A 20,991-nucleotide genomic window follows, 5' to 3' on the forward strand; every position below is an offset into this window, starting at 1 on the left:
CGGGGCTGTAGGCATCTGAATCAGCTGGAAACCAGCTGGTCAGCTATGCGGAGATCTGGCGCAGAACGTACTGCAGGATGCCACCGTTGCGGTAGTAGTCCGCTTCACCCGGGGTATCGATGCGCAGAACGGCGTCGAAGGACTTGGACGTGCCGTCCTCCGCCGTGGCAGTCACCTTGAGCGTCTTCGGCGTGGTGCCGTTGTTCAGCTCGGTGACGCCTTCAACTGCGAACGTTTCCGTACCGGTCAGGCCCAGCGTTGCTGCCGACTCGCCGGCGGGGTACTGCAGCGGAAGGACGCCCATGCCGATCAGGTTGGAGCGGTGGATGCGCTCGTAGCTTTCAGCGACGACGGCCTTGACGCCCAGGAGCGCGGTGCCCTTGGCTGCCCAGTCACGGGATGAACCGGAACCGTACTCCTTGCCTGCCAGGACCACCAGCGGCGTTCCCGCGGCCTGGTAGTTCTGCGCGGCGTCGTAGACGTATGCCTGCGGCGCACCTTCCTGGCTGAAGTCGCGGGTGAAGCCACCCTCGACGCCGTCCAGGAGCTGGTTCTTGATGCGGATGTTGGCGAAGGTACCGCGGATCATGACTTCGTGGTTTCCACGGCGTGAACCGTAGGAGTTGAAGTCCTTGCGCTCCACACCGTTGGCCAGGAGGTACTGGCCGGCGGGGGTGTCCGACTTGAACGAGCCGGCCGGGGAGATGTGGTCCGTGGTGACCGAATCGCCGAGCTTCAGGAGCACGCGGGCGCCCGAGATGTCCTTGACGGGATCCGGCTGCGCCTTCATGCCCTCGAAGTATGGGGGCTTCCGGACGTAGGTGGAGTCCTCGGCCCAGGCGAAGGTGTCGCCGGCCGGGGTGTCGAGGGCCTTCCAACGGTCGTCGCCGTCGAAGACGCCTTCGTAACCCTTGGCGAACATCGCCTCGTCGATGGAGGAGTCGATGACTTCCTGCACCTCGGTGGGGTTCGGCCAGATGTCCTTCAGGAAGACCTCGTTACCTTCGGAGTCCGTGCCCAGGGCATCGGTGTCGAAGTCGAAGTCCATGGAACCGGCCAGGGCGTAAGCGATGACCAGCGGCGGCGAAGCCAGGTAGTTCATCTTGACGTCCGGGTTGATACGGCCTTCGAAGTTACGGTTGCCCGAGAGGACTGCCGTAACGGAGAGGTCGTTGGCCTGGATCGCTTCGGAGATTTCCGGTTCCAGCGGGCCGGAGTTGCCGATGCAGGTGGCGCAACCGTAGCCGACGATGTAGAAGCCGAGCTTCTCCAGGTACGGGGTGAGGCCGGACTTCTCGTAGTAGTCCGTGACGACCTTGGAACCCGGGGCAACCGAGGTCTTGACCCACGGCTTGGACGTCAGGCCCTTGTCAACGGCGTTGCGTGCCAGGAGGGCAGCTGCCAGCATGACGGAGGGGTTGGACGTGTTGGTGCAGGACGTGATCGACGCGATCGAGACTGCACCGTGGTCCAGTTCGAATTCGCGGCCATCGGCCGTCTTGACCGTGACCGGCGCCGACGGACGCCCGTGGGCACCGTTGGCGGCGGACGCAACGCGTGCCGTTTCCGTGGTGTGCGAATCAGCATGCGTGAAGGACGGTGCGTCCGATGCGGGGAAGGATTCGTCCAGGGACTCGTCCACACTGCCGTCTTCGATGGCAACGTAGTTGTGGATGTCCTTGCGGAACTGTTCCTTGGCATCGGTGAGTTCGATGCGGTCCTGCGGACGCTTCGGGCCGGAGATGGACGGAACAACCGTGGAAAGGTCCAGCTCGAGGAACTCGGAGAAGCGCAGTTCGCGGGAAGGATCGTGCCAGAGGCCCTGTTCCTTGCTGTATGCCTCGACGAGTGCCACGTTCTCCTGTGACCGGCCGGTCAGGCGCAGGTAGTCCAGGGTGACGTCGTCGATCGGGAACATGGCGGCAGTGGAACCGAATTCCGGGCTCATGTTGCCGATGGTGGCGCGGTTGGCCAGCGGAACAGCCGCCACGCCTTCACCGTAGAACTCAACGAACTTTCCAACAACACCGTGCTTGCGCAGCATTTCGGTGATGGTGAGGACCACGTCGGTGGCGGTGGCACCGGCCGGGATGTTGCCGTTGAGCTTGAAGCCAACAACGCGGGGGATCAGCATGGAGACGGGCTGGCCGAGCATGGCTGCTTCGGCCTCGATGCCGCCGACGCCCCAACCCAGGATGCCGAGACCGTTGACCATGGTGGTGTGCGAGTCGGTGCCAACGCAGGTGTCGGGGTAGGCGCGGAGAACGCCGTCCACCTCACGGGTCATGACGGTGCGTGCCAGGTACTCGATGTTGACCTGGTGGACGATGCCGGTTCCCGGGGGGACAACCTTGAAGTCGTCGAACGCCGTCTGGCCCCAGCGAAGGAACTGGTAGCGCTCACCATTGCGCTGGTACTCGATCTCCATGTTGCGCTCCAGTGCGCCGGAGTTGCCGAAGGCGTCGATCTGGACGGAGTGGTCGATGACCATTTCCGCAGGCGCCAGCGGGTTGACGCGCTTGGGGTCGCCGCCGAGTTCCTTGACGGCTTCGCGCATGGTGGCGAGGTCAACTACGCAGGGAACGCCGGTGAAGTCCTGCATGATGACTCGGGCGGGGGTGAACTGGATTTCCGTGTCGGGCTCCGCATTGGGATCCCAACCGGCCAGGGCGCGGACATGGTCCGCCGTTATATTGGCGCCATCCTCAGTCCGCAGGAGGTTTTCAAGCAATACCTTAAGGCTGAACGGAAGGCTGTCTGCGCCCTCTACGGAGTTCAACCGGAAAATTTCATAATCGGTGCCGGCTACATTCAGTACGCCTTTGGAACCGAAGCTGTCCACAGTGCTCATGGCAGGACTCCTCTCGCAACAGTTTCATCTTTGTCGCGTGGTTGGCCGCTAGCCAGTTAGGCGCACCTTACTTAGCCGGGCGGCATCTCTCTTGGTCACCCCGGTCCACGGCGTTGATTCCTGCGGAGCGGGACTACTACGCCCATCGTAGTGGCATACGCCCCAAGAGTGGCAGGCGCCGCCGAAAGCCGGTGCCGCCCGCCGCACTCCGGTGCAGGGACGGCACCCGGCTATGAGGACGGGACGATCAGCGCCACGGTTTCAAGGTGGTGCGTATTCGGGTAGAGGTCGAAGGCGCGGAGCGACTCCAGCCGCCAACCACCGTGATGGAAGTAACCCAGATCACGCGCAAAGGAGGCAGGATCGCAGGAAACATAGGCGATGGCCCGGGGACCTGTTGCCATCAATTGCTTGACCACGGCCTTTCCGGCTCCGGCACGTGGCGGATCAAGTACCAGCGAGTCAAAGCTCCTGGCACGCTGATGGAGCACGCGCTCGACCCGGCCCTGGACAATTTCCACCTGCGGCTCGCCATGCAGGTTTTTTCGGGCGTCCCGGCTGGTGCCGGGGGCACCTTCCACCGACAACACCGAACCGGTGACACCGACGGCGTCGGCCAGTGGGGCCGTAAACAGCCCGGCGCCGGCGTAGAGGTCGGCAACGGCTGCGCCGGGTTGCAGGTACCCACCCCGGGAAAGATAGGCGGTCACAGCGCTCACGAGGGTGTCCGGCGCGTCCTTGTGGATCTGCCAGAAACCTTCGCCGGAGACACGGTATTCATGGCCCGCGGCGCTTTCCTGAACCCAGGTCCTCCCCCGCAACTGCAGGACTTCCCCTTTACCCGGGTCGAAGCTTGCAACCGAAACATCGTGCGGCAGCTGCGACAAGATGCTGTGCAGCCTCTTCGGGCTCGTGCCTTCCTCCGGCGCCAACAGCACCAGCGGGCGCGAACCATTGGCCGGGACGGCCACCTCAACGCGGGCAATACCCGACAGGTCAAGATCCCACAGCTTCAGCTCATTGACGCCCGGCAGTGCCAGGGGCATGTCCTTGATGGGCAGCACCGCATCCGATCGGTGGGCATGCATGCCCAGCCGTCCTTTGGGGGTCACGGCGAAGCTGGCACGCGTACGCCAACCAAGTCCTCGGTCATGGTCGTCCCCCACCGCTTCCACGTCGGTGGCGAGGTCGAGCCCGGCCAGGCGCTTGAGCTGTTCAGCCAGCACGTCGGCTTTAAGCGCACGCTGATGCTCCAGCGACACGTGTCCGAGCTCGGCACCGCCTACCGGCGGTCCACCGCGGCTCCAGGAGGCCAGCGAGTCTGCCGCCTTCCAGAAGTGCGGCACGCGGTGCGGCGAGGCTTCAAGGACTTCGACGACGTCGGCACGCCAGAAGCGCGACGAGTCACCGGAGTCGGTCAACCGGATACGGACCTTCTCCCCCGGGATGGCATGGCGGACGAAAATGACACGCCCTTCGTGCCGCGCGACGAAGTGCCCTCCATGCGCGATGGGGCCTATGTCGACGACAAGTTCTGAACCGGGCTCCCGTTGCTGGTGGTCAGCGGGGTGATCGGTGTGGGGGGAATTGCTGTGGAGGGTCATTTAGGTATCCTGCAGTGCCTTTGCTTCTTCGGACGACTTCAGCTGCCACGGAACACTGGCAACCATGACTCCAGGTTCAAAGTGGAGCCGCGTCTTGATTCTGAGTGCTGTTTGGTTGTGGACCAGTTGTTCCCACCATTTGCCCACCACATATTCGGGGATGTAGACCACGATCAGGTCGCGGGGCGAATCGCGGCGCATGTTCTTGATGTAGTCCATGATGGGGGTCACGGTTTCACGGTAGGGGCTGGCAAGGACGGTCAGGGGCACGGGAATTTCAAGCTTCTCCCAGTCCCGGACTGTGTGTTCGGTCTCTTCGGAGTTGATGTCCACCGTGATCGCGTCCAGGCGCGATGGCCGCGAAGCGCGGGCATAGGCCAGTGCGCGGAGTACCGGCTTTCGCACATGGGACACAAGGAGGACCGCGTGGACCCGCGTCGGGAGCGCCCGCGGGGACGAGTCCTCGTCCACGGCGAGTTCCTTGGCCACATTGTCATAGTGGGCCCTGATGCTCCACATGATGAGGAACAGGACGAACATGGCGAGCAATGCGATCCACGCACCCTGCTCGAATTTGGTGATCAGCACAATAACCAGCACCAATGCCGTCATGCCGAAGCCCACCATGTTGATGGTGCGGGACTTGATGATCCGGCGGCGGATGGCCTTGTCGCGGGCAAGTTTGAGTTCACGCCCCCAATGCCGGACCATGCCGAGCTGGCTGGCGGTGAAGGAGATGAAAACACCCACGATGTACAGCTGGATCAGCTTGGTGACATCCGCGTTGAACGACAGAATCAGCACCAACGCGCCGGCGGCCAACGCCAGGACACCGTTGCTGAACGCCAGCCGATCACCGCGGGTCCGCAGCTGGCGGGGAAGGTAGCCGTCCTGGGCCAGGATGGAGCCCAGCACCGGGAAGCCATTGAAGGCGGTGTTCGAGGCAAAGACCAGGATGACGCCCGTCGCCGCCACGACAATGTAGAAGGGAATGGACCCCGCCCCGAAAATGGTGTCGGCGATCTGGCTGATGGCGGGATTCTGGATGTACCCCTCCGGCAGCGGCTTGCCATCCACCAGGAATTCCGTGGCCGGGTCCAGCACGATGTGGACCTTGGTGGCATTGGCCAGGAACAGGATGCCGGCCAACATCGCGGCCGCGATCGCTCCGAGCAGCAGCAAGGTGGTGGCCGCGTTCTTGCTCTTGGGCTTCTGGAAGTTGGGCACTCCGTTGCTGATGGCCTCGACGCCGGTCAGGGCTGCGGCACCCGAGGAGAAGGCCCGAAGCAGGAGGAACGCCCCAGCCAGGCCCACCAGGCCTTCGTCGAAACCGGACTGCGGGACGATGGTGAAGTTGGCCGACTGCGCTTCCCCCAGTTGCCCTGTAGCAAACTGGAAAATGCCCACCGCGGTCATGCCGAGGATCGATGCCATGAAGATATACGTGGGGACGGCGAAGACCGAGCCGGCTTCCTTGATTCCTCGCAGGTTCACCAACGCCAGGATGACCACACCGACCGTTGCGATGAGCGCCTGCTGGCCGTGCAGCGAAGGAATGGCCGTGGTGACATAGGCCGCCGCGGAAGACATGGACACCGCCACCGTCAGGACGTAGTCCACCAGGAGCGCCGAGGCCACCGTCAGACCTGCGTACTTGCCCAGGTTGACGTTGGCGATTTCATAGTCACCGCCACCCGAGGGGTAGGCGTGGACATTTTGGCGGTAGGACGCCACCACTGTGAGCAAGACCACCATGACGGCGAGTCCCACCAGCGGGGAGAACGCAACCGCGCTGACGCCGGCCAAAGCCAGCGTCAGCAGGATTTCATCAGGGGCATAGGCGACCGAGGACAGCGCGTCCGAGGCGAAGATCGGCAAAGCGATGCGTTTGGGCAACAAGGTGTGGGACAGGCGGTCATTCCTGACTGGCCGGCCCACCAACACCCGCTTTGCGGCATTCAAAATAGTCAGCACTCCGCAAAGCTACTCTGAATCCCCAGCGATGTCATGACGGTTGTCGCAGGGTTCACCACGCCGCAACGGTAAAGTCATACCGAGCGGGACGGACAGCACACATAAAGGAGACATGGTGGCTCACTTCGTGATCATGGGTTGCGGCCGTGTTGGCGCAACCCTGGCACACACTTTGGAGGATGCCGGCCACTCGGTCGCCATCATCGACCAGGACGAGCGGGCTTTCCGCCGACTGCGCAATACGTTTACGGGCCGCAAGGTTACCGGTGTCGGTTTCGACCGGGACACCCTTAAGCAGGCCGGCGTGGAAGAGGCATATGCCTTCGCCGCCGTCTCCAGTGGTGACAACTCGAACATCCTCGCCACGCGCGTGGCCCGGGAAACCTTCCATGTTGCCCACGTGGTGGCCAGGATCTACGATCCCGGCCGCGCCGAAATTTACCAGCGCCTCGGCATCCCCACGGTGGCAGCCGTCCGCTGGAGCGCCGACCAGGTCCTCCGGCGCATTCTTCCCGAGCAGCATTTGGCCGGGGATTACCGCGAGCCCTCAGGCAGGCTGGTACTGGCCGAAGTGGACCTGCATGAAGACTGGATCGGGCACAGCCTCACGTCCATCGAGGACGCCTCGGGAATCAGGATTGCCTTCCTCACCCGCTTCGGTGAGGGCTTGCTGCCCCAGGCCGGGACGGCCTACCAGGAAGGCGACACAGTCCACGCGATGGTGAGCCTGGACAGAACATCCGAGGTCAGCCGGATCCTCGCCAAAGCACCCGCCAAGGAGTCTTAGTGAAAGTTGTCATTGTTGGCGCAGGAAGCGTCGGCTCGTCCATCGCGCGGGAGCTTCTGGCCCACAAGCACCAAATCCTGCTCATCGACCTGAAACCCGAGGTCATTGGCCGCAGCGGGCTGCGGGGTGCCCGCTGGTTGGTGGGCGATGCCTGCGAACTCAGCACCCTGCAGGACGCAAAACTTGAGGATGCCGACGTCGTCGTTTCCGCGACAGGTGACGACAAGGTGAACCTCGTGGTGTCCTTGCTGGCCAAGACCGAGTTCGGCGTCGGGCGCACCGTGGGGCGTGTGAACAATCCCAAGAACGACTGGATGTTCAATGACTCCTGGGGCGTCGACGTCGCGGTCAACACTCCGCAGCTCATGACGGCGCTGGTGGAAGAGGCGGTGGAGATCGGCGACATCGTTCGCCTGCTGACGCTTCAGACAGGCGTGGCGTCGATCGTTGAGTTCACTGTGCCGCACGATTCCCACGTTATTGGCAGCACCGTGGGCGGGATCGACTGGCCGGAGGACGCTACGCTGGTGGCCATCCTGCGCGACCAGGCACCCATCACACCGACCCGTGACGATGTCCTTGATGGCGGCGACGAATTGTTCTTTGTCACCACCATCGCGGCCGAGGACGGTCTCCGGGCGTTGTTATCGCCGGGTTCCGACGACGGCCAGGAACCCCGTGAGGGAATGTCCGACGCCGCCGATCAGTCCACCGAGGACGACGGCTTCGACGGCTGAGCTGCAGGCCTGGTCACCAGCCAGGCCACCCAAAGCCCCAGGATGTACAGCGGGGCGCCCATCAGCAGCCTGGTGGTCGCCAACGCTGTCAGGCCGGCCTCCGCCATGAAGTACAACGGGACCTGTACCACCAGGCGCAGGGCCAGTACAGCCACCACGATCCACGTTCCAAGCTTGTAGGCCCTGAGCCGTTCCGGGTCCTTCCGCCACTCAAGGCCCTCGTTCCGCACAAAGCCGAAAAGAAGCCCGGCCACGGGCCACTTGAGGATGATCGAGAGCACCATCGCGACAATGTAGGCGATGTTGGTGAAGAAGCCGAGGACGTAGAAATCCTCCGCTTTGCCCGTGGTGTTGGCCAGCCACGCAGAGATGCCGACACCAACAACGCCGGCCAACGCCTGCGTCAGGGGTCGGCGTTGGATGAGCCTGACCACCGTGAAGACGGCAGCAGCAGCCAAGGCCGACACCAAGGCCGGGGTCAGGTCCCTCGTGATGGTGAAAACCACCAGGAACACCAGGCCCGGGAGGATACTTTCGGCAATGCCCTGCCATCCACCTGCGGACTTCAGCATGTCCACATGTCCCGCGCTGTTCCGATGCAGGCCGGCCTTTTCGGCGTAGCCCGCAGCAAGATCGGACATACTGGCGCCCTCGGCTGGCGGCTTCGCGGAACTGTTCAAGGGGGCTGCGTGGTCTTCGGGGGCCGAGCCCCCGCCTTCTGGTGGTTCTGATCCGTGGGCCACGGTCATAGATGCTCCTGACGGGAAAGTATTTCGTAGCGTGGGTTGAACATGGCCGGCAATCCGTCGACGTGTGTGACCATGCCATTCAGGCGGACCTGAACACCGGCTTCGATGCCCGGTACCCGTGTCCTGCCCAGCCAGATAACCCGGAGGCGGTCGTAGGCCTGGCGCACTCCACCGGAGCTGCCCGTCGATCGGGTGCCGGGCCGCAGGTCATCGACCACCACAGCGGAGAAGAACGGCTGCTCGCTGGGTGGCTGGTGCGTGACCGACTCTATGAAGCCGGTGCATTCGGCCCTTCCCCGGACAGGAAGATCATGGACTCCCTGCGTCCGGGGCTGCCGGCCGGCCACGCCTCCCTTGCCCGACGTGTCAGCCAATCTGCGTGATCTCCGGCCCTCGCTCGGGCTGCTGCATCGCCGGGGAACCCTGCGGAGCGCCGGCCTGGCCGGGAACGGCAGCGTCCTTGGGCAGACGCAGCTGCAGCAATTCGCGCGGAGGCATCGGGTTGTCACCGCGGACAACTACAACGCGGCGGAAGAGCTCTTCCAGTCCCGCCGCGGCCTCGCGCTCCAGCGCAGCCGCACCACCAAGGACGCCACGGAGGAACCAGCGAGGTCCGTCCACACCCATGAAGCGGGCAGCACGGAAACCGCGGCTGCCGTCGGCTGCTTCTGCGGGCAACTTGGCGACCAGTTCGGTCCCGAACGTCCCCGATACCTCTTCGGTTTCCCCACCCTGGCTTGCTACCGACTGGGTGATCTGTTCCCGGATCTCGTCCCACAGGCCTTCGGACCGCGGAGCCGCAAACGCCTGGAGTTGCAGGCTCGATCCATCGAGGTCCATGGTCACGGCCACCACGCGCTGGGTGGCTTCTTCGACCTCAAGGCGCAATTGCAGACCCTCGGCCGGTGCGATCAGCAGCGCGCCGAGGTCGACGTATCCGTCACGGTCATCGATCTCATCGACGTCCAGGGGACCCTTGGCGAGCCGGAAGTCACCGGGCTGGCCTGATACAGGACTCTGTGCTTCAGCACCGGATTCCTCGACGGTGCCGGCGGTTTCCGACCGCTCGTCCTTGGACTTCTTGCCGCGCCCAAAAAGCATTGGGTTTTCTCCTTAGTAGTGGTCTATCCCCAAGTAAAGCGCAACCACGCTAAACCACGCCGCAGCGACAGGCGGCAGCCTGCGGCCCCTGCCGGTCCCAGTGGGTTTGATCAGGCCTTCGGGGCGTTGAAACCCCCGGTGGACCCGAAGCCGCCGGTTCCCCGAACGGAATCCGACAACTCGTCGACGGTCACGAACCGCGCGTACTCAACACGCTGAATCACCATTTGTGCAATTCTATCGCCGCGCTTGAGGTCAATGGCGTGGTTTTGGTCGGTGTTCAGAAGCGTCACTGCGATTTCCCCGCGGTAGCCGGCGTCCACAGTGCCAGGGGCGTTCACGACAGTCAGCCCATGCTTGGTCGCCAGCCCGGAACGCGGGTGGATGAGCGCAACAAATCCATCCGGCAGCGCAATGGACACACCGGTGGGAACGAGCTTTCGTTCTCCGGGCGCGAGATGCACGTCCTCCCTGGCCCGAAGATCGGCGCCGGCATCGCCGGGGTGCGCGTAGGACGGGGCTTCCAGCCCGGCGTCGAGCATTTTCAGCTGCACGTCCAGGGTGGGGGCGCCGTAGCTGGCTGGGGTGTCCCGGCCGGCTGCGGCTGAGGGGGCGGCGTCTGTACTGAATACTGCGGTCTCGTTGCTCACAGTGGTCCATTCTACGGGGAGCTGCAACCCGCAGGCCCGGGTGCCCGATAAGCTGGAGGCATGCCTACGCCTGACCAGTCCTCCCCTGTGCCCGCCCGGAACACCCCCTCGGCCACGGAGGTCCTGTACACCGAGAAGCTGTGGCCGTCCGTGTGGATTTGGGTCGTAGTGGTTGGTCTCTCGGGTGCCGGCATCCTGATGTTCGGCCCCATCAGCGCACTTACGGGCATCATCGCCGCGCTGGCCCTGCTGGCCATCATGACCACGATGTTGGTGCTGTCCACGCCCACCATCACCGTCACGCCGACCACTGTGCGGGTGGGCCGGGCCAGCATCGACCGTAAGTTCGTCGGTTCAGTGGAGGCGTTCACCAAGGACGAAGCCACCGCGGAGCGCGGCCCCCGCCTGAATGGCCTGGCCTACATGTGCTTCCGTGGCTGGATCGACCCCGTGGTCAAGATTGAAATCACGGACCCTGCCGATCGCACCCCGTACTGGCTGGCCTCTTCCCGGAAGCCGGCTGAGCTGGTGTCGGCCTTAACGGCCCCGCGGGGCTAGGGACTCCCTGCGGGCGCGCCCTGGCATGTTGTCTGCCTAGCTCTCACATTCAGTGCAATAGAGGTGGCCGCCGCGCTCGGTGGCAATTTGGGACCTGTGCTTGACCAGGAAACAGTTGAAACAGGTGAATTCGTCCGGCTGCGGTGGCATGACCTGAATCAGCAACTCTTCCCCGGACAGGTCCGCTCCCGGCAACTCGAAGCCGTCGGCGAGCTCCGTTTCATCGACGTCCACCGCCGAGGATTGCTTTCCCGATTGGCGGGTCTTCAGCTCCTCGAGCGAGTCCTCGCTGACGTCTTCCTCGGTCTTTCGAGGGGCATCGTAGTCAGTGGCCATGGTCCTTCCCTGTCCTCCAAACCTGCTGTGGGTGGATCCGGCGGGCTCATCCGCCACCGGTGTAAGGGTGCAACGCCGGACACCCCGGATTTGTGCCCGATATCGGCCAGATTGTCCTCCGCCTGCCTGGAAAAGTCCATAGCCCCTGTCTTGGCCCGAAAAGACCCGGGATACGGCCGGTTTTACCGGAATATCACGGCACGCCATCGCTCCTAGTAGGAAAAGGGCCCGACGGGTGGCAGAGTTTCGAATGTCAGTTATGCCATGTGGTGGAGGGTGTTATGCAGGATCTACGACTGGTAGGAGTCCACGACGACGGCGGGCATCTGCTTTTGAGCGGCCCCGGCGGTGCGATGTTCCAGCTTCCGATCGACGAGGCCTTGAGGGCCGCGGCGAGCCGGACCCCTGCCCAGGTGGCGGCCCGCGCCGCCAACACACCCATTGCCATGTCTCCCCGGGATATCCAGTCCAGGATCCGCAGCGGAGCCACCGCAGCCGACGTCGCAGAACTCTCCGGCCTGCCCCTTGCCAACGTCCAACGCTACGAGGGACCCGTCCTGGCGGAGCGTGAGTACGTGGCCCGGCAAGCCCGCAACATCGAGGTAGCAGCCCCTGCTCCCGGCCACGACGCCTACCGCTCTGCCTTTGGCGACAATCCGGCCACGCTGGGCGAAATGGTGGATCACCGGCTCGCCGCCCATGGCATCGACTCCTCTACGGTGGAATGGGATTCGTGGCGCCGTACGGACGGTTCCTGGACCGTCGTCGCACGTTTCGAAACGGTGCCGGGCACCCACGGAAGCATCGGCGAGGAACCTCCCGCCATGTGGACCTTCAGCCCCCAGCGCAAGTCCCTGCAAAACGCCAACCGCTGGGCCCAGCAACTCAGCGAGCTCGAGCCACTGGACGGACCCGTCCCGGCCCGCAGGTTGGCCGCTGTGTCCGACCGGCCCTTCGATTTCGAAACCGATGCCGAAACGGCAGCCCGCGCCTCCGCGAAGGAATCGGACAGCCTCCTGGAAATGCTCCGTTCACGCCGTGGCCAGCGCCTGGGCGTGGATGAAGACGGCGACGACGCCTTGGCAGTCCTGCTCAGCAACGTTCCGGCAGCCCACCCGCGGCCCGGTGACGAGCACGACGATCCCGAAGAAACCGTCACTGCAGAACCTGAACCGGCCACCCCGGCGGTTGAAGAACCAGCGCGCAAGGACGGGCGCCCCTCCATGCTGTCGCGCCTGAGCCTGGCTCCCCGGCATTTCGAGCCCCACGTCGACGATGACGACGATTCGCTGAAGCTTCACAATGGGGTCAGCACGGAAACGCGTGAAATCACGGTGGTAGCGAGCCCGCTGCGCCCCGTCACTTCACTCTCGGGCCGCAAACCCGCAGGGCTTGACGAACTTCTGGGGGGCAGCGTTGCCCGCGATGGAGACGGAGCACTGCAGGAAGAAGCGCGCGGTGAAAGCCGCAACGACAAGACGCCGGCGGGCAACGTCGAGGAACCTGAGGACCCCAGGGACGTCGACGCCCCTGTTGAACGCCAGCCGTCCAGGCCCAAAAGGTCCAGCATCCCGAGCTGGGACGAGATCGTTTTTGGGGCCCGGGGAGACTAGTCCTGCCGCCTAGCCGCGTTGAAGGTCCCCGGCGCCCGGCCAGAGGCAGGCGTCGATGTCGAACGGAAGCGGCTGGTCCGCCCCTGCCATCAGGTTGGCACCGTGTGCCGTGACGCGTCGCATGTAGTGGCGGCGGCACAGCGTTTCGTAACCCACGACGCCCGTATCCGGGGTGTTGGTGGAGTCGTCTTCTTCGCTGGTGGTCGCTACGTCGCCCACCATCACCTGTTCGCCTTCCACCACCATGATGCCGTTGACCGTGCGGGCGTTCTGCGTAGCCCTGCGGCCACACCAGCACAGAGCCTCCACCTGCAGCACCTGCACCTTGTCCGCCAGCTCAATCAGGCGCTGGGAGCCGGGGAACAACCGCGTACGGAAGTCTGAGGTGATGCCGAACGCGAACACGTCCACGTCCATCTCATCCACCACGCGCGCCAACTGCTCCACCTGGGCCGGTGAATAGAACTGCGCTTCGTCGCAAATGAGGTAGTCCACGCGGAGTCCGCTGGTGCGGCGGACCACAACTTCGTCCCAGAAATCCGTGCTGCCCTCAACCTCCACGGCGTCGGTTTGGAGGCCCAGCCTGCTGGAGATCGTGGAGTCGCCGGCACGGTCGTTACAGCTGAAGCGGACACCCCCACGGCCCCTGGCACGGTGGTTGTGGTCCATCTGGAGGGCGAGCGTGGACTTGCCGCAGTCCATGGTGCCGGAGAAGAAGACCAGCTCAGCCACGTTTGCCCTTCCTGCCGGCAGCGGCGACGCATACAAGGGGAACTTCGCGTTCGGCCTTTGTCAGCGAACCGTGCTGCCCTACGACCTCCAGCGAAGCGGGACGGGCACGGCGGGTGTCGTAGAGGGCCAGGGTGTCGCGGGCAGCGATCATGATGTCGCCAATGCGGGGTGCGACCTCCGGACGGACCGTGCCGAACAACCCGGCGTCCACGCCCTGCTCCCGGGTGAAAGCCCAGATCCGCTCACCGAAGCGGCGACGCCAGGAGGCGAGGAGGGCGTCCCGATGTGCCACAGTGGCGTCCGGTTCAAGGTACAGGTGCACCATGCGGGGCTCCCCTGCTGTATGCCGGACACCGGCCACCAGGGTTTCATCAGCGGAGTAGTCGAGCCGCTGCGACTCAGGAACGTCCACCATTCCATGGTCGCCGGTCAGCAGGATGGTGGTGCCTGCCGGCAGCGTCGCGGAGAGCCTCTTCACAGTGGCATCGAGCTCTTCGAGCTGATGTTCCCACCGGTCCGACTGGGAGCCATAACGGTGCCCGGCTTTGTCGAGTTCATTGACATAGAAATACATCAGGGAACGCCCGCCACCGGACATTGCCTCCGCGGCTGCGGCCGTCCGTGCATGCAGGGTTGTGCCGCCAACAAAACGGCTCCCCCGCAAGGCGGCTTGCGTCATCGGCGAATTCCCGAACTGCGGCAAGCTGACAGTCACCACATCCAGTTCCCCGGCAACGCGTTCGAAGACGGTGGGATGGGGCTGCCACTCAACGGGGTCCACCTGTGAATCCCAGTTGCCCAGGAGATTGACCACCTTGTCCTGCGCCGGATCCAGGACGTCGTAGCCCACCATGCCGTGTTGCCCGGCGGGCAGGCCGGTCCCCAGGCTCGCCAAGGACGCAGCGGTGGTGCTGGGAAAGGCCGAGTCAAGCCAGCGCGGGACGTTGCGTTGGCCCGCGGCGAGGGCTGATCGGAGGAACGGCGTGTGGGAAGCCTTCTGCTTGAGCAGGTTACGGCCCAAACCATCGGCGAGAACGACGCAGACACGCTGCGATGCCGGCAACTGGAGATGGTTGGTGAAACCGGGCACCCCGAGCGCTGCTGCCGAACTCGTGAAAACTTCGGCGATCGATTTGCTTCCGAAAAGTGGTGCGGAGGGAAGCTCTGCTCCCGGGAGTATCCCGGTGGTTGTGTCCACGTGGTCCTGTGCAGTTTCCCTCAACGCTGGTGTCCGCGGCTCAGGCGGTTGCTGAAGACGCCCGACCGGGGGCGTGGAGCGGGGATGCCGGCGTGCTGGACAGGGCCCGGATTCCCCGTGTTGACCGCACGCAGGGCGCGGGCGAAAAGCTTGGCGTCCTGGACCGCCTGCAGGCCATCGGCTTCAGCGCTGATTCGCAGCACAATGTCTTCCTGGGCGATGGTTCCGCTGTAGCCATGATCGGCCTCGCATTGGGGGTCGCCGCAGCTCGCCGGACCCATGTCCAGCCGTTGGCCACCGGACCATGCGATGGAGACGGTGAGCTCCCGTACAGGATCGGAGGGCTTGTAGTCCTGGGGCTGGGAGTACATGTAGCTGAGGACCACCGAACGGATCTGGGCCACTGGGACCGATTCCGTGGAGATCTGCGCCACGATCTGCTCGCCGGCCTCATCCAACTGCTGGTCGTCGACATGGGTAATCACCAGCATGTCTTCGGTGAGCACCAGCACGGTAATGTGCCTGCGGACCTCGGCGCGATCGAAGTGCGTCTCAAGATGCACCAGGTGGGAGAGGCACTCGCGGCCGTCCAAGGCGTCATCCACGACGTCGGCCACCAAGCGCGGATAGAAACCGGCCTGCTGCAGTGCCTGATCCAGGCTCTGCCCCTGCAAGTTATGGTTGTGCGCTGTGTGGTGCCCGGTATTGGACGGGCGTGATTGAGGCGTCGGAGACTGGGTGCTCATTCCCCCATTTTCACAGATCGTGTAGTGACTTCCTAACCACGCGCTTCGCCCTGTGGCTAACTCCGCATCGCACGGCGGGCGCTGTCCGTGCGCTGCGCGGCATTGCCGATCCAGACCTCGGCGCCCAGGATCGTGGCGCCCGATGGACCGGCCAGGACAGGATTGAATTCCACCAGCGCGATTCCGGGGTGGTCATCCTTCAACTTGGCGAGCCTGGCGGCAATGTCTTCCAGGGCGGCCACGTCCACCGCAGGCAGCCCTTGGTAGCCAAACAGTTTCCGGGAGGCACGCGGAGAGCGGATGACATCGTGCAGGTCCGCGGCGGAGAGCGGCGGCACCCGGTGGGCCCAATCGTCCAACAGGTTTACGGCATCGCCCGCCAACCCAAACGACAGCACCGGCCCCAGCAAGGGATCCTCCATGGCCCGGAACGTGCATGCTTGTCCCACCGGCGCCATGGCTTGGACTTCAAGCGAAGGCGAGCCGTAAGGTTCCAGGGCGCGCCGCATCTGGGCAACGTTCTGGCGCAGCGATTCAGCGTCCTGGATGTCCAGCCGCACCCCACCGAGGTCCAGCCGGTGCCGCAGTGCGGGGTCAGTGGTCTTGAGGACAACGGGCCAGCCCACGGTGTCCGCCGCCTGCACTGCTTCATCCGCTGTTCCGAATCCCAGCGTGGGCACGACGTCGATTCCATAGCCCGCAAGCAGTGCCGCGGCGGCTCCGGCGTCGAGCTTCCTGATCTTTTCGCCAGTGACGCCGGCCAGCATTGCAGCCAATGCCTCCCGGGTGCCATCGACGTCGCAGCCTTCAGGTTCGACGAAGAGTCCTTGGTCCCGGTCCCGCCATTGGGCGTAGCGCACGATGGCCGCCAAGGCGGCCACGGCGGCGCCTGCGTTGGAATAGCACGGAAGGACGGGCTTGCCGGCAGCTCCCACCATGCCTTCCACGTGCTTGGACGGGTCAAGAATTCCGGTGAAGGCAGCAACGACAGGCTTTCCGGACTCTGCGGCACATTCTGCGAGAACACCGGCAAGGGCTTCGACGGTGAGTCCCCGCGCCGGGAGAAGTGCGGCCACCACCGCATGGACGGTATCGTCGGCGAGGCTTTCCTGGAGGCTTGCCCGAAGTGCCGGGAGGGCCATCGACATGCCAGCGTCGAGGTCCACGTCGGTGACAAGGCGCGTGACGTCCAGTCCCAGCGGGCCTGCGCTGTCGGACACCACTTTGCCCAGGGCCACCGAATTGGAATAGACGGCAACTCCCGGGCCTTGGGGAAGCGCCTGGGAGGACACGATCTGGGCTATGTCCATGAGTTGTTCGATGGTTTCAACGCGGATGACGCCCGCCTGGCGCATCATGGCATCGACGGCGGCAGCAGGAGCCTGGGTGGTCCGTACTTCGTGCCCGGGGGGCAGGCTCAGGCCGGTGACGTCAGATTTGGCAACGATTACCGGTTTGCTCCGCGACAACCTCCGGGCAAGGCGGGAGAACTTGCGGGGATTGCCGATGGATTCCAAGTACAAGCCCACTGCGGAGGTATCGGCGTCGTCTTCCCAATACTGCATGGCATCGTTGCCTGACACATCGGCACGGTTGCCTGCGGAGAGGAAGGAGGATAATCCGAGCCTGCGGCGGCTGGCAGCGGCATACACAGCAACACCCACGGCTGCGGACTGGCTGAACAGGCCGAGGCTGCCCCTTGGCGGCATGGTGGGAGCCATGGAGGCGTTGAGGGAGACAGCCGGGTGGGTGTTCAGGATTCCGAGGGACTCGGGGCCGATAACCCGCATGCCGTTGGCCCGGGCGCGTCGCACCAACTCGTGCTGGCGCGCCAGGCCCCGCTCGCCGTCGTCGGCGAATCCGGCAGTGGCCACCACGATTCCCTTGACGCCCGCGACTGCGCAGTCATCCACCACCTTGGGCACTTCCTCGTACGGCACGGCGATGATTGCCAACTGCACAGGGCCCGGGATTTCCGACAACTTTGCGAAGGAGACCATGCCGGCAAGTTCGAAAGCTTCGGGATTGACGGCGTAGACGGGACCCTTGAAGCCGCCTTCGATGATGTGTTCGAGCAATTGGTAGCCGACGGTCCCCCACTTGCGGCTGGCACCGATGACGGCCACGGACGACGGCGACAACAGGTCGCGCACGCTGCGCGCCTCCGCGCGGTGCTCACGGGATTCCATGACGGCCCGCGACTTCTCCGTGGGGTCGATGTTGAACTCAACGCTCACCACGCCGTCGTCGAACTGCCGCGTGAGGTCGTACCCGGCGTCGGCAAAAACCATCAGCATCTTGCGGTTATCCGGCAGGACCTCTGCGGTGAAGCGCCGGATGCCGTTTTCGCGGGCAGCGACAGCCAGGTGCTCCAGGAGGATGGAGCCGATGCCACGGCCTTGATGGGCATCGGAAATGTTGAACGCGACCTCGGCTTCGTCAGGATCATCGAGCCGGTCGTAGCGGCCGATGCCCATGATTTCGCCGCCGATGGTGATCACGAAGGCCACCCGGTTGATATGGTCCACTTCCGTGAACCTCCGCACTTCCTTGCCGGAGAGCCGGGGCTTGAAGGAGAAGAACCGCATGTAGATGGAAGCCTGCGATTGTCCCGCGTGAAACGCCTGCAACGCCTCGCCGTCCTCGGGCCGGATGGGGCGAAGGTGGGCTGTACCGCCGTCGCGCAGCACGACATCGGCCTCCCAATATTCCGGATAAATGCCGACGCCGGGCTGATCCACCATAGGCTTAGCCTAGCTAAAACATCCGCAGTACAACTTTCAAGGATTTACCGACCCCATGGCCCGCAGCCAATCTTCCGCACGCAAAGCCGAGCCCCTCGGCGATTTCACCGAGAACATCGTCGATATTGACGTCACTTCCGAGATGGAAGGCTCCTTCCTGGAGTACGCCTACTCGGTGATTTATTCGCGTGCCCTCCCGGACGCCCGCGACGGACTGAAGCCTGTTCAACGGCGCATCCTCTACATGATGGCGGACATGGGTTTGCGCCCTGACCGTGGACATGTCAAGAGCGCACGCGTCGTGGGCGAAGTCATGGGCAAGCTCCACCCGCACGGCGATGCTGCGATCTATGACGCCATGGTGCGCATGGCACAGGACTTCTCCCTGCGCCTGCCCCTGATCGACGGCCACGGCAACTTCGGCTCGCTCGACGACGGTCCGGCCGCACCGCGGTATACCGAGGCACGCCTCGCGGCCGCTGCACTGACCATGACGGACCACCTCGACGAAGATGTTGTGGATTTCGTCCCCAACTACGACAACCAGCTGACCCAGCCGGACGTCCTCCCGGCTGCTTTCCCCAACCTGCTGGTCAATGGCACCACGGGCATCGCTGTGGGCATGGCCACGAACATGGCCCCGCACAACCTCGTCGAAGTCATCGCCGCCGCCCGGCATTTGATCGCCAACCCGGACGCGACCCTTGAGGACATCATGCGCTTCGTCCCGGGGCCCGACCTCCCCACGGGCGGCCGCATCGTGGGCCTGGACGGCATCCGTGATGCCTATGCCACGGGCCGGGGCTCGTTCAAGACACGGGCCAAGGTGGAAGTGGAACAGCTGTCCGCCCGCCGCACCGGCCTGGTGGTCACCGAGCTTCCGTACATGGTGGGTCCGGAGAAGGTGATCGAGAAGATCAAGGATGCCGTCAACGCCAAGAAATTGACGGGCATCAGCGATGTGGTTGACCTGACGGACCGCAACCACGGCCTGCGCCTGGTCATCGAACTCAAGAACGGTTTCAACCCCAACGCCGTCCTCCAGCAGCTGTACCGCTATTCGCCCATGGAGGATTCCTTCGGCATCAACAACGTCACCTTGGTGGACGGCCAGCCGCAAACGCTGGGACTTTTGCAGTTGTTGCAGGTGTACGTGGAGCACCGGCTGAATGTGGTGCGTCGCCGCACGTCCTTCCGCCTGGGCAAGAAGAAAGACCGCCTGCACTTGGTGGAGGGCCTGCTGATCGCGATCGTGGACATCGACGAGGTCATCCAGATCATCCGGTCCTCGGACGAAGCGTCCGCCGCCCGCGAGCGGCTGATGTCCATTTACGACCTCACGGAGATCCAGGCCAACTACATCCTGGAACTCCGCCTGCGGCAGCTGACGAAGTACTCCCGCCTGGAACTGGAGAAGGAACAGGACGAGCTGCGCCGCGAAATTGAGGCCCTTGAGGCTATCCTGGCCTCCGATGAGCTGCTGCGTGATCTTGTGTCCGGCGAGCTGGGAGTCATCGCAGAGAAGTACGGCACACCCCGGCGTACGGTGCTTTTGGAGTCCGAAGCTGTTTCCCCCACCGTGGCAGCGGCCCTTGCGGCGGCCACACCCGGACCGAAGGGCAAGGCCGCGGCCCTCCCTTTGGAGATTCCTGACGACCCCTGCTGGGCCCTGCTCAGCGTGTCCGGCCAGATCGCCAGGACCTCCAACCAGGAGCCGCTGGCCGAAGCCGGACCGCGGGCCAAGCACGATGTCTTCCGTTCGGTGGTCAAGACCACCGCCCGGGGCGAGATCGGTGCGGTCACCTCGCAGGGCCGCATGCTCCGGCTGCAGGTGATGGACATGCCTGTCCTGCCGCCCGTTTCGGGCCTGCCAAACCTCGCCGGCGGCGTTCCGGCGAAGGATTTCATCACCTTGGTCAAGGGCGAGACCCTGGTCGCCTTCGTTCCCCTGGACTCCATCCTTGCCGTTGGCACTGTCCAAGGCGTCGTCAAGCGCGTCCAGCCGGACTACCCCTTGAACCGTGAGGACTGGGAAATCATTGCCTTGAAGGACAAGGATTCGGTCCTTGCCGTGGAACCGGCGCAGGAGGACGACGTCGATCTCGTCTTCGTGACGAGGCAGGCACAATTGCTGCGGTTCAGTGCTTCCAATGTGCGCCCACAGGGCCGCACGGCGGGCGGCATGGCCGGTATCAAACTGGCCGCGGGCGATGAGGTGATTCACTTCGGTACTGTGCGCGCCAACGATCCTGCCGCCGTCGTGGTCACCATCGCCGGAACCAATGGCGCCCTGCCGGGCACGGCACCTGGCACCGCGAAGGTGACCGCTTTTGAGGAATATCCGGCCAAGGGCCGTGCCACCGGCGGCGTCCGGGTGCACCGCTTCCTGAAGGGCGAAGACACGTTGCTCCTGGCGTGGGCCGGCCATGGACCCGCCAAGGCGTCCTCCGCCGCCGGTGTGGCCCGGGCCCTCCCCCACGAGCACGGACGCAGGGATGGTTCGGGGGTACCGTTGTCACAGCCGGTTGAGGCGATCGGGCCAAGCATGGCCTGGAATGAGACCTCGGAATAACGACCCAAGCACAGCAAAGGCCGGGGTATGGCACTCCGG

At 64.4% G+C, this 20,991-nt stretch carries 17 protein-coding genes; 6 read left to right on the plus strand and 11 right to left on the minus strand.

What is annotated here, in order from left to right; genetic code table 11:
* Positions 1-43: 43 nt before the first annotated feature.
* The 3 genes from acnA to QF015_RS21310 form a co-directional block, all read right to left on the minus strand.
* Positions 44-2,851 (minus strand): aconitate hydratase AcnA, encoded by a 2,808-nt coding sequence (gene acnA / locus QF015_RS21300; protein WP_310209762.1) that lies wholly within the window; start codon positions 2,849-2,851, stop codon positions 44-46.
* A gap of 230 nt (positions 2,852-3,081) precedes the next feature.
* Positions 3,082-4,455 (minus strand): class I SAM-dependent RNA methyltransferase, encoded by a 1,374-nt coding sequence (locus QF015_RS21305; RefSeq protein ID WP_429390663.1) that lies wholly within the window; start codon positions 4,453-4,455, stop codon positions 3,082-3,084.
* Entirely contained in the window at positions 4,456-6,429 is a 1,974-nt protein-coding gene (locus QF015_RS21310) for an APC family permease (protein WP_429390664.1), read from the minus strand.
* Between the two features lie 115 nt (positions 6,430-6,544).
* Here QF015_RS21310 and QF015_RS21315 point away from each other — a divergent pair, with 115 nt between their 5' ends.
* The gene (locus tag QF015_RS21315; RefSeq protein WP_429390717.1) at positions 6,545-7,216 is read left to right on the plus strand and encodes a potassium channel family protein; all 672 of its coding nucleotides are present in this window, start codon (positions 6,545-6,547) and stop codon (positions 7,214-7,216) included.
* A complete protein-coding gene (locus tag QF015_RS21320) occupies positions 7,216-7,953 on the plus strand; it encodes a potassium channel family protein (RefSeq protein ID WP_429390665.1) in 738 nt (245 codons plus the stop codon). Before QF015_RS21315 ends, QF015_RS21320 begins: the two co-directional genes overlap by 1 nt.
* Here QF015_RS21320 and QF015_RS21325 read toward each other — a convergent pair.
* The gene (locus QF015_RS21325) at positions 7,920-8,702 is read right to left on the minus strand and encodes a DUF3159 domain-containing protein (protein ID WP_429390666.1); all 783 of its coding nucleotides are present in this window, start codon (positions 8,700-8,702) and stop codon (positions 7,920-7,922) included. The genes QF015_RS21320 and QF015_RS21325 overlap by 34 nt on opposite strands.
* 2 nt (positions 8,703-8,704) lie before the next feature.
* On the opposite strand from QF015_RS21325, the gene QF015_RS21330 reads away from it, so the two are divergent.
* Positions 8,705-9,085: a hypothetical protein gene (locus tag QF015_RS21330; protein ID WP_429390667.1), complete on the plus strand. Its 381-nt coding sequence runs from the start codon at positions 8,705-8,707 to the stop codon at positions 9,083-9,085.
* Here QF015_RS21330 and QF015_RS21335 read toward each other — a convergent pair.
* Both QF015_RS21335 and dut read right to left on the minus strand, forming a co-directional pair.
* A complete protein-coding gene (locus tag QF015_RS21335; RefSeq protein ID WP_310209776.1) occupies positions 9,069-9,803 on the minus strand; it encodes a DUF3710 domain-containing protein in 735 nt (244 codons plus the stop codon). The genes QF015_RS21330 and QF015_RS21335 overlap by 17 nt on opposite strands.
* A 110-nt stretch (positions 9,804-9,913) precedes the next feature.
* On the minus strand, positions 9,914-10,453 hold the full coding sequence (gene dut / locus QF015_RS21340) for a dUTP diphosphatase (RefSeq protein ID WP_429390668.1): 540 nt from the start codon (positions 10,451-10,453) through the stop codon (positions 9,914-9,916).
* 60 nt (positions 10,454-10,513) lie between these two features.
* On the opposite strand from dut, the gene QF015_RS21345 reads away from it, so the two are divergent.
* Positions 10,514-11,011, plus strand: coding sequence for a DUF3093 domain-containing protein (locus QF015_RS21345; RefSeq protein ID WP_429390669.1), 498 nt, complete (start codon positions 10,514-10,516; stop codon positions 11,009-11,011).
* A gap of 36 nt (positions 11,012-11,047) precedes the next feature.
* On the opposite strand, the gene QF015_RS21350 is transcribed toward QF015_RS21345, so the two are convergent.
* On the minus strand, positions 11,048-11,347 hold the full coding sequence (locus tag QF015_RS21350; RefSeq protein ID WP_310209784.1) for a DUF4193 domain-containing protein: 300 nt from the start codon (positions 11,345-11,347) through the stop codon (positions 11,048-11,050).
* Between the two features lie 281 nt (positions 11,348-11,628).
* On the opposite strand from QF015_RS21350, the gene sepH reads away from it, so the two are divergent.
* A complete protein-coding gene (sepH, locus tag QF015_RS21355) occupies positions 11,629-12,960 on the plus strand; it encodes a septation protein SepH (RefSeq protein WP_429390671.1) in 1,332 nt (443 codons plus the stop codon).
* A 9-nt stretch (positions 12,961-12,969) separates the two neighbouring features.
* Here the strand turns inward: sepH and QF015_RS21360 are convergent, their stop codons facing one another.
* The 4 genes from QF015_RS21360 to QF015_RS21375 are packed head-to-tail and all read right to left on the minus strand — an operon-like array spanning position 12,970 to position 18,380.
* Positions 12,970-13,692 carry a thymidine kinase gene (locus tag QF015_RS21360; protein ID WP_429390673.1) on the minus strand — a complete coding sequence of 241 codons (723 nt, stop codon included), beginning with the start codon at positions 13,690-13,692 and terminating at the stop codon, positions 12,970-12,972.
* Positions 13,685-14,914 (minus strand): alkaline phosphatase family protein, encoded by a 1,230-nt coding sequence (locus tag QF015_RS21365; RefSeq protein WP_310209790.1) that lies wholly within the window; start codon positions 14,912-14,914, stop codon positions 13,685-13,687. The genes QF015_RS21360 and QF015_RS21365 overlap by 8 nt, the downstream gene beginning before the upstream one ends.
* The gene (locus QF015_RS21370) at positions 14,911-15,636 is read right to left on the minus strand and encodes a DUF5998 family protein (protein WP_310209793.1); all 726 of its coding nucleotides are present in this window, start codon (positions 15,634-15,636) and stop codon (positions 14,911-14,913) included. Before QF015_RS21370 ends, QF015_RS21365 begins: the two co-directional genes overlap by 4 nt.
* A 56-nt stretch (positions 15,637-15,692) precedes the next feature.
* Entirely contained in the window at positions 15,693-18,380 is a 2,688-nt protein-coding gene (locus tag QF015_RS21375; RefSeq protein ID WP_429390678.1) for a GNAT family N-acetyltransferase, read from the minus strand.
* A 55-nt stretch (positions 18,381-18,435) separates the two neighbouring features.
* Between QF015_RS21375 and QF015_RS21380 the strand changes: the two genes are divergently transcribed.
* Entirely contained in the window at positions 18,436-20,952 is a 2,517-nt protein-coding gene (locus tag QF015_RS21380; protein WP_310209798.1) for a DNA gyrase/topoisomerase IV subunit A, read from the plus strand.
* The last annotated feature ends 39 nt before the right edge of the window (positions 20,953-20,991 follow it).

Source organism: Paenarthrobacter sp. TE4293, assembly GCF_050435325.1.
GTDB classification, from domain to species: domain Bacteria; phylum Actinomycetota; class Actinomycetes; order Actinomycetales; family Micrococcaceae; genus Arthrobacter; species Arthrobacter nitroguajacolicus_C.

Excerpts from the sequence above, each read along its gene's own strand:
- acnA (WP_310209762.1), bottom strand. The coding sequence starts at position 2,851 with ATGAGCACTGTGGACAGCTTCGGTTCCAAAGGCGTACTGAATGTAGCC.
- QF015_RS21305 (WP_429390663.1), bottom strand. The coding sequence starts at position 4,455 with ATGACCCTCCACAGCAATTCCCCCCACACCGATCACCCCGCTGACCAC.
- QF015_RS21325 (WP_429390666.1), bottom strand. The coding sequence starts at position 8,702 with ATGACCGTGGCCCACGGATCAGAACCACCAGAAGGCGGGGGCTCGGCC.
- QF015_RS21330 (WP_429390667.1), top strand. The coding sequence starts at position 8,705 with ATGCTCCTGACGGGAAAGTATTTCGTAGCGTGGGTTGAACATGGCCGG.
- QF015_RS21335 (WP_310209776.1), bottom strand. The coding sequence starts at position 9,803 with ATGCTTTTTGGGCGCGGCAAGAAGTCCAAGGACGAGCGGTCGGAAACC.
- QF015_RS21345 (WP_429390669.1), top strand. The coding sequence starts at position 10,514 with ATGCCTACGCCTGACCAGTCCTCCCCTGTGCCCGCCCGGAACACCCCC.
- QF015_RS21350 (WP_310209784.1), bottom strand. The coding sequence starts at position 11,347 with ATGGCCACTGACTACGATGCCCCTCGAAAGACCGAGGAAGACGTCAGC.
- sepH (WP_429390671.1), top strand. The coding sequence starts at position 11,629 with ATGCAGGATCTACGACTGGTAGGAGTCCACGACGACGGCGGGCATCTG.
- QF015_RS21370 (WP_310209793.1), bottom strand. The coding sequence starts at position 15,636 with ATGAGCACCCAGTCTCCGACGCCTCAATCACGCCCGTCCAATACCGGG.
- QF015_RS21375 (WP_429390678.1), bottom strand. The coding sequence starts at position 18,380 with ATGGTGGATCAGCCCGGCGTCGGCATTTATCCGGAATATTGGGAGGCC.
- QF015_RS21380 (WP_310209798.1), top strand. The coding sequence starts at position 18,436 with ATGGCCCGCAGCCAATCTTCCGCACGCAAAGCCGAGCCCCTCGGCGAT.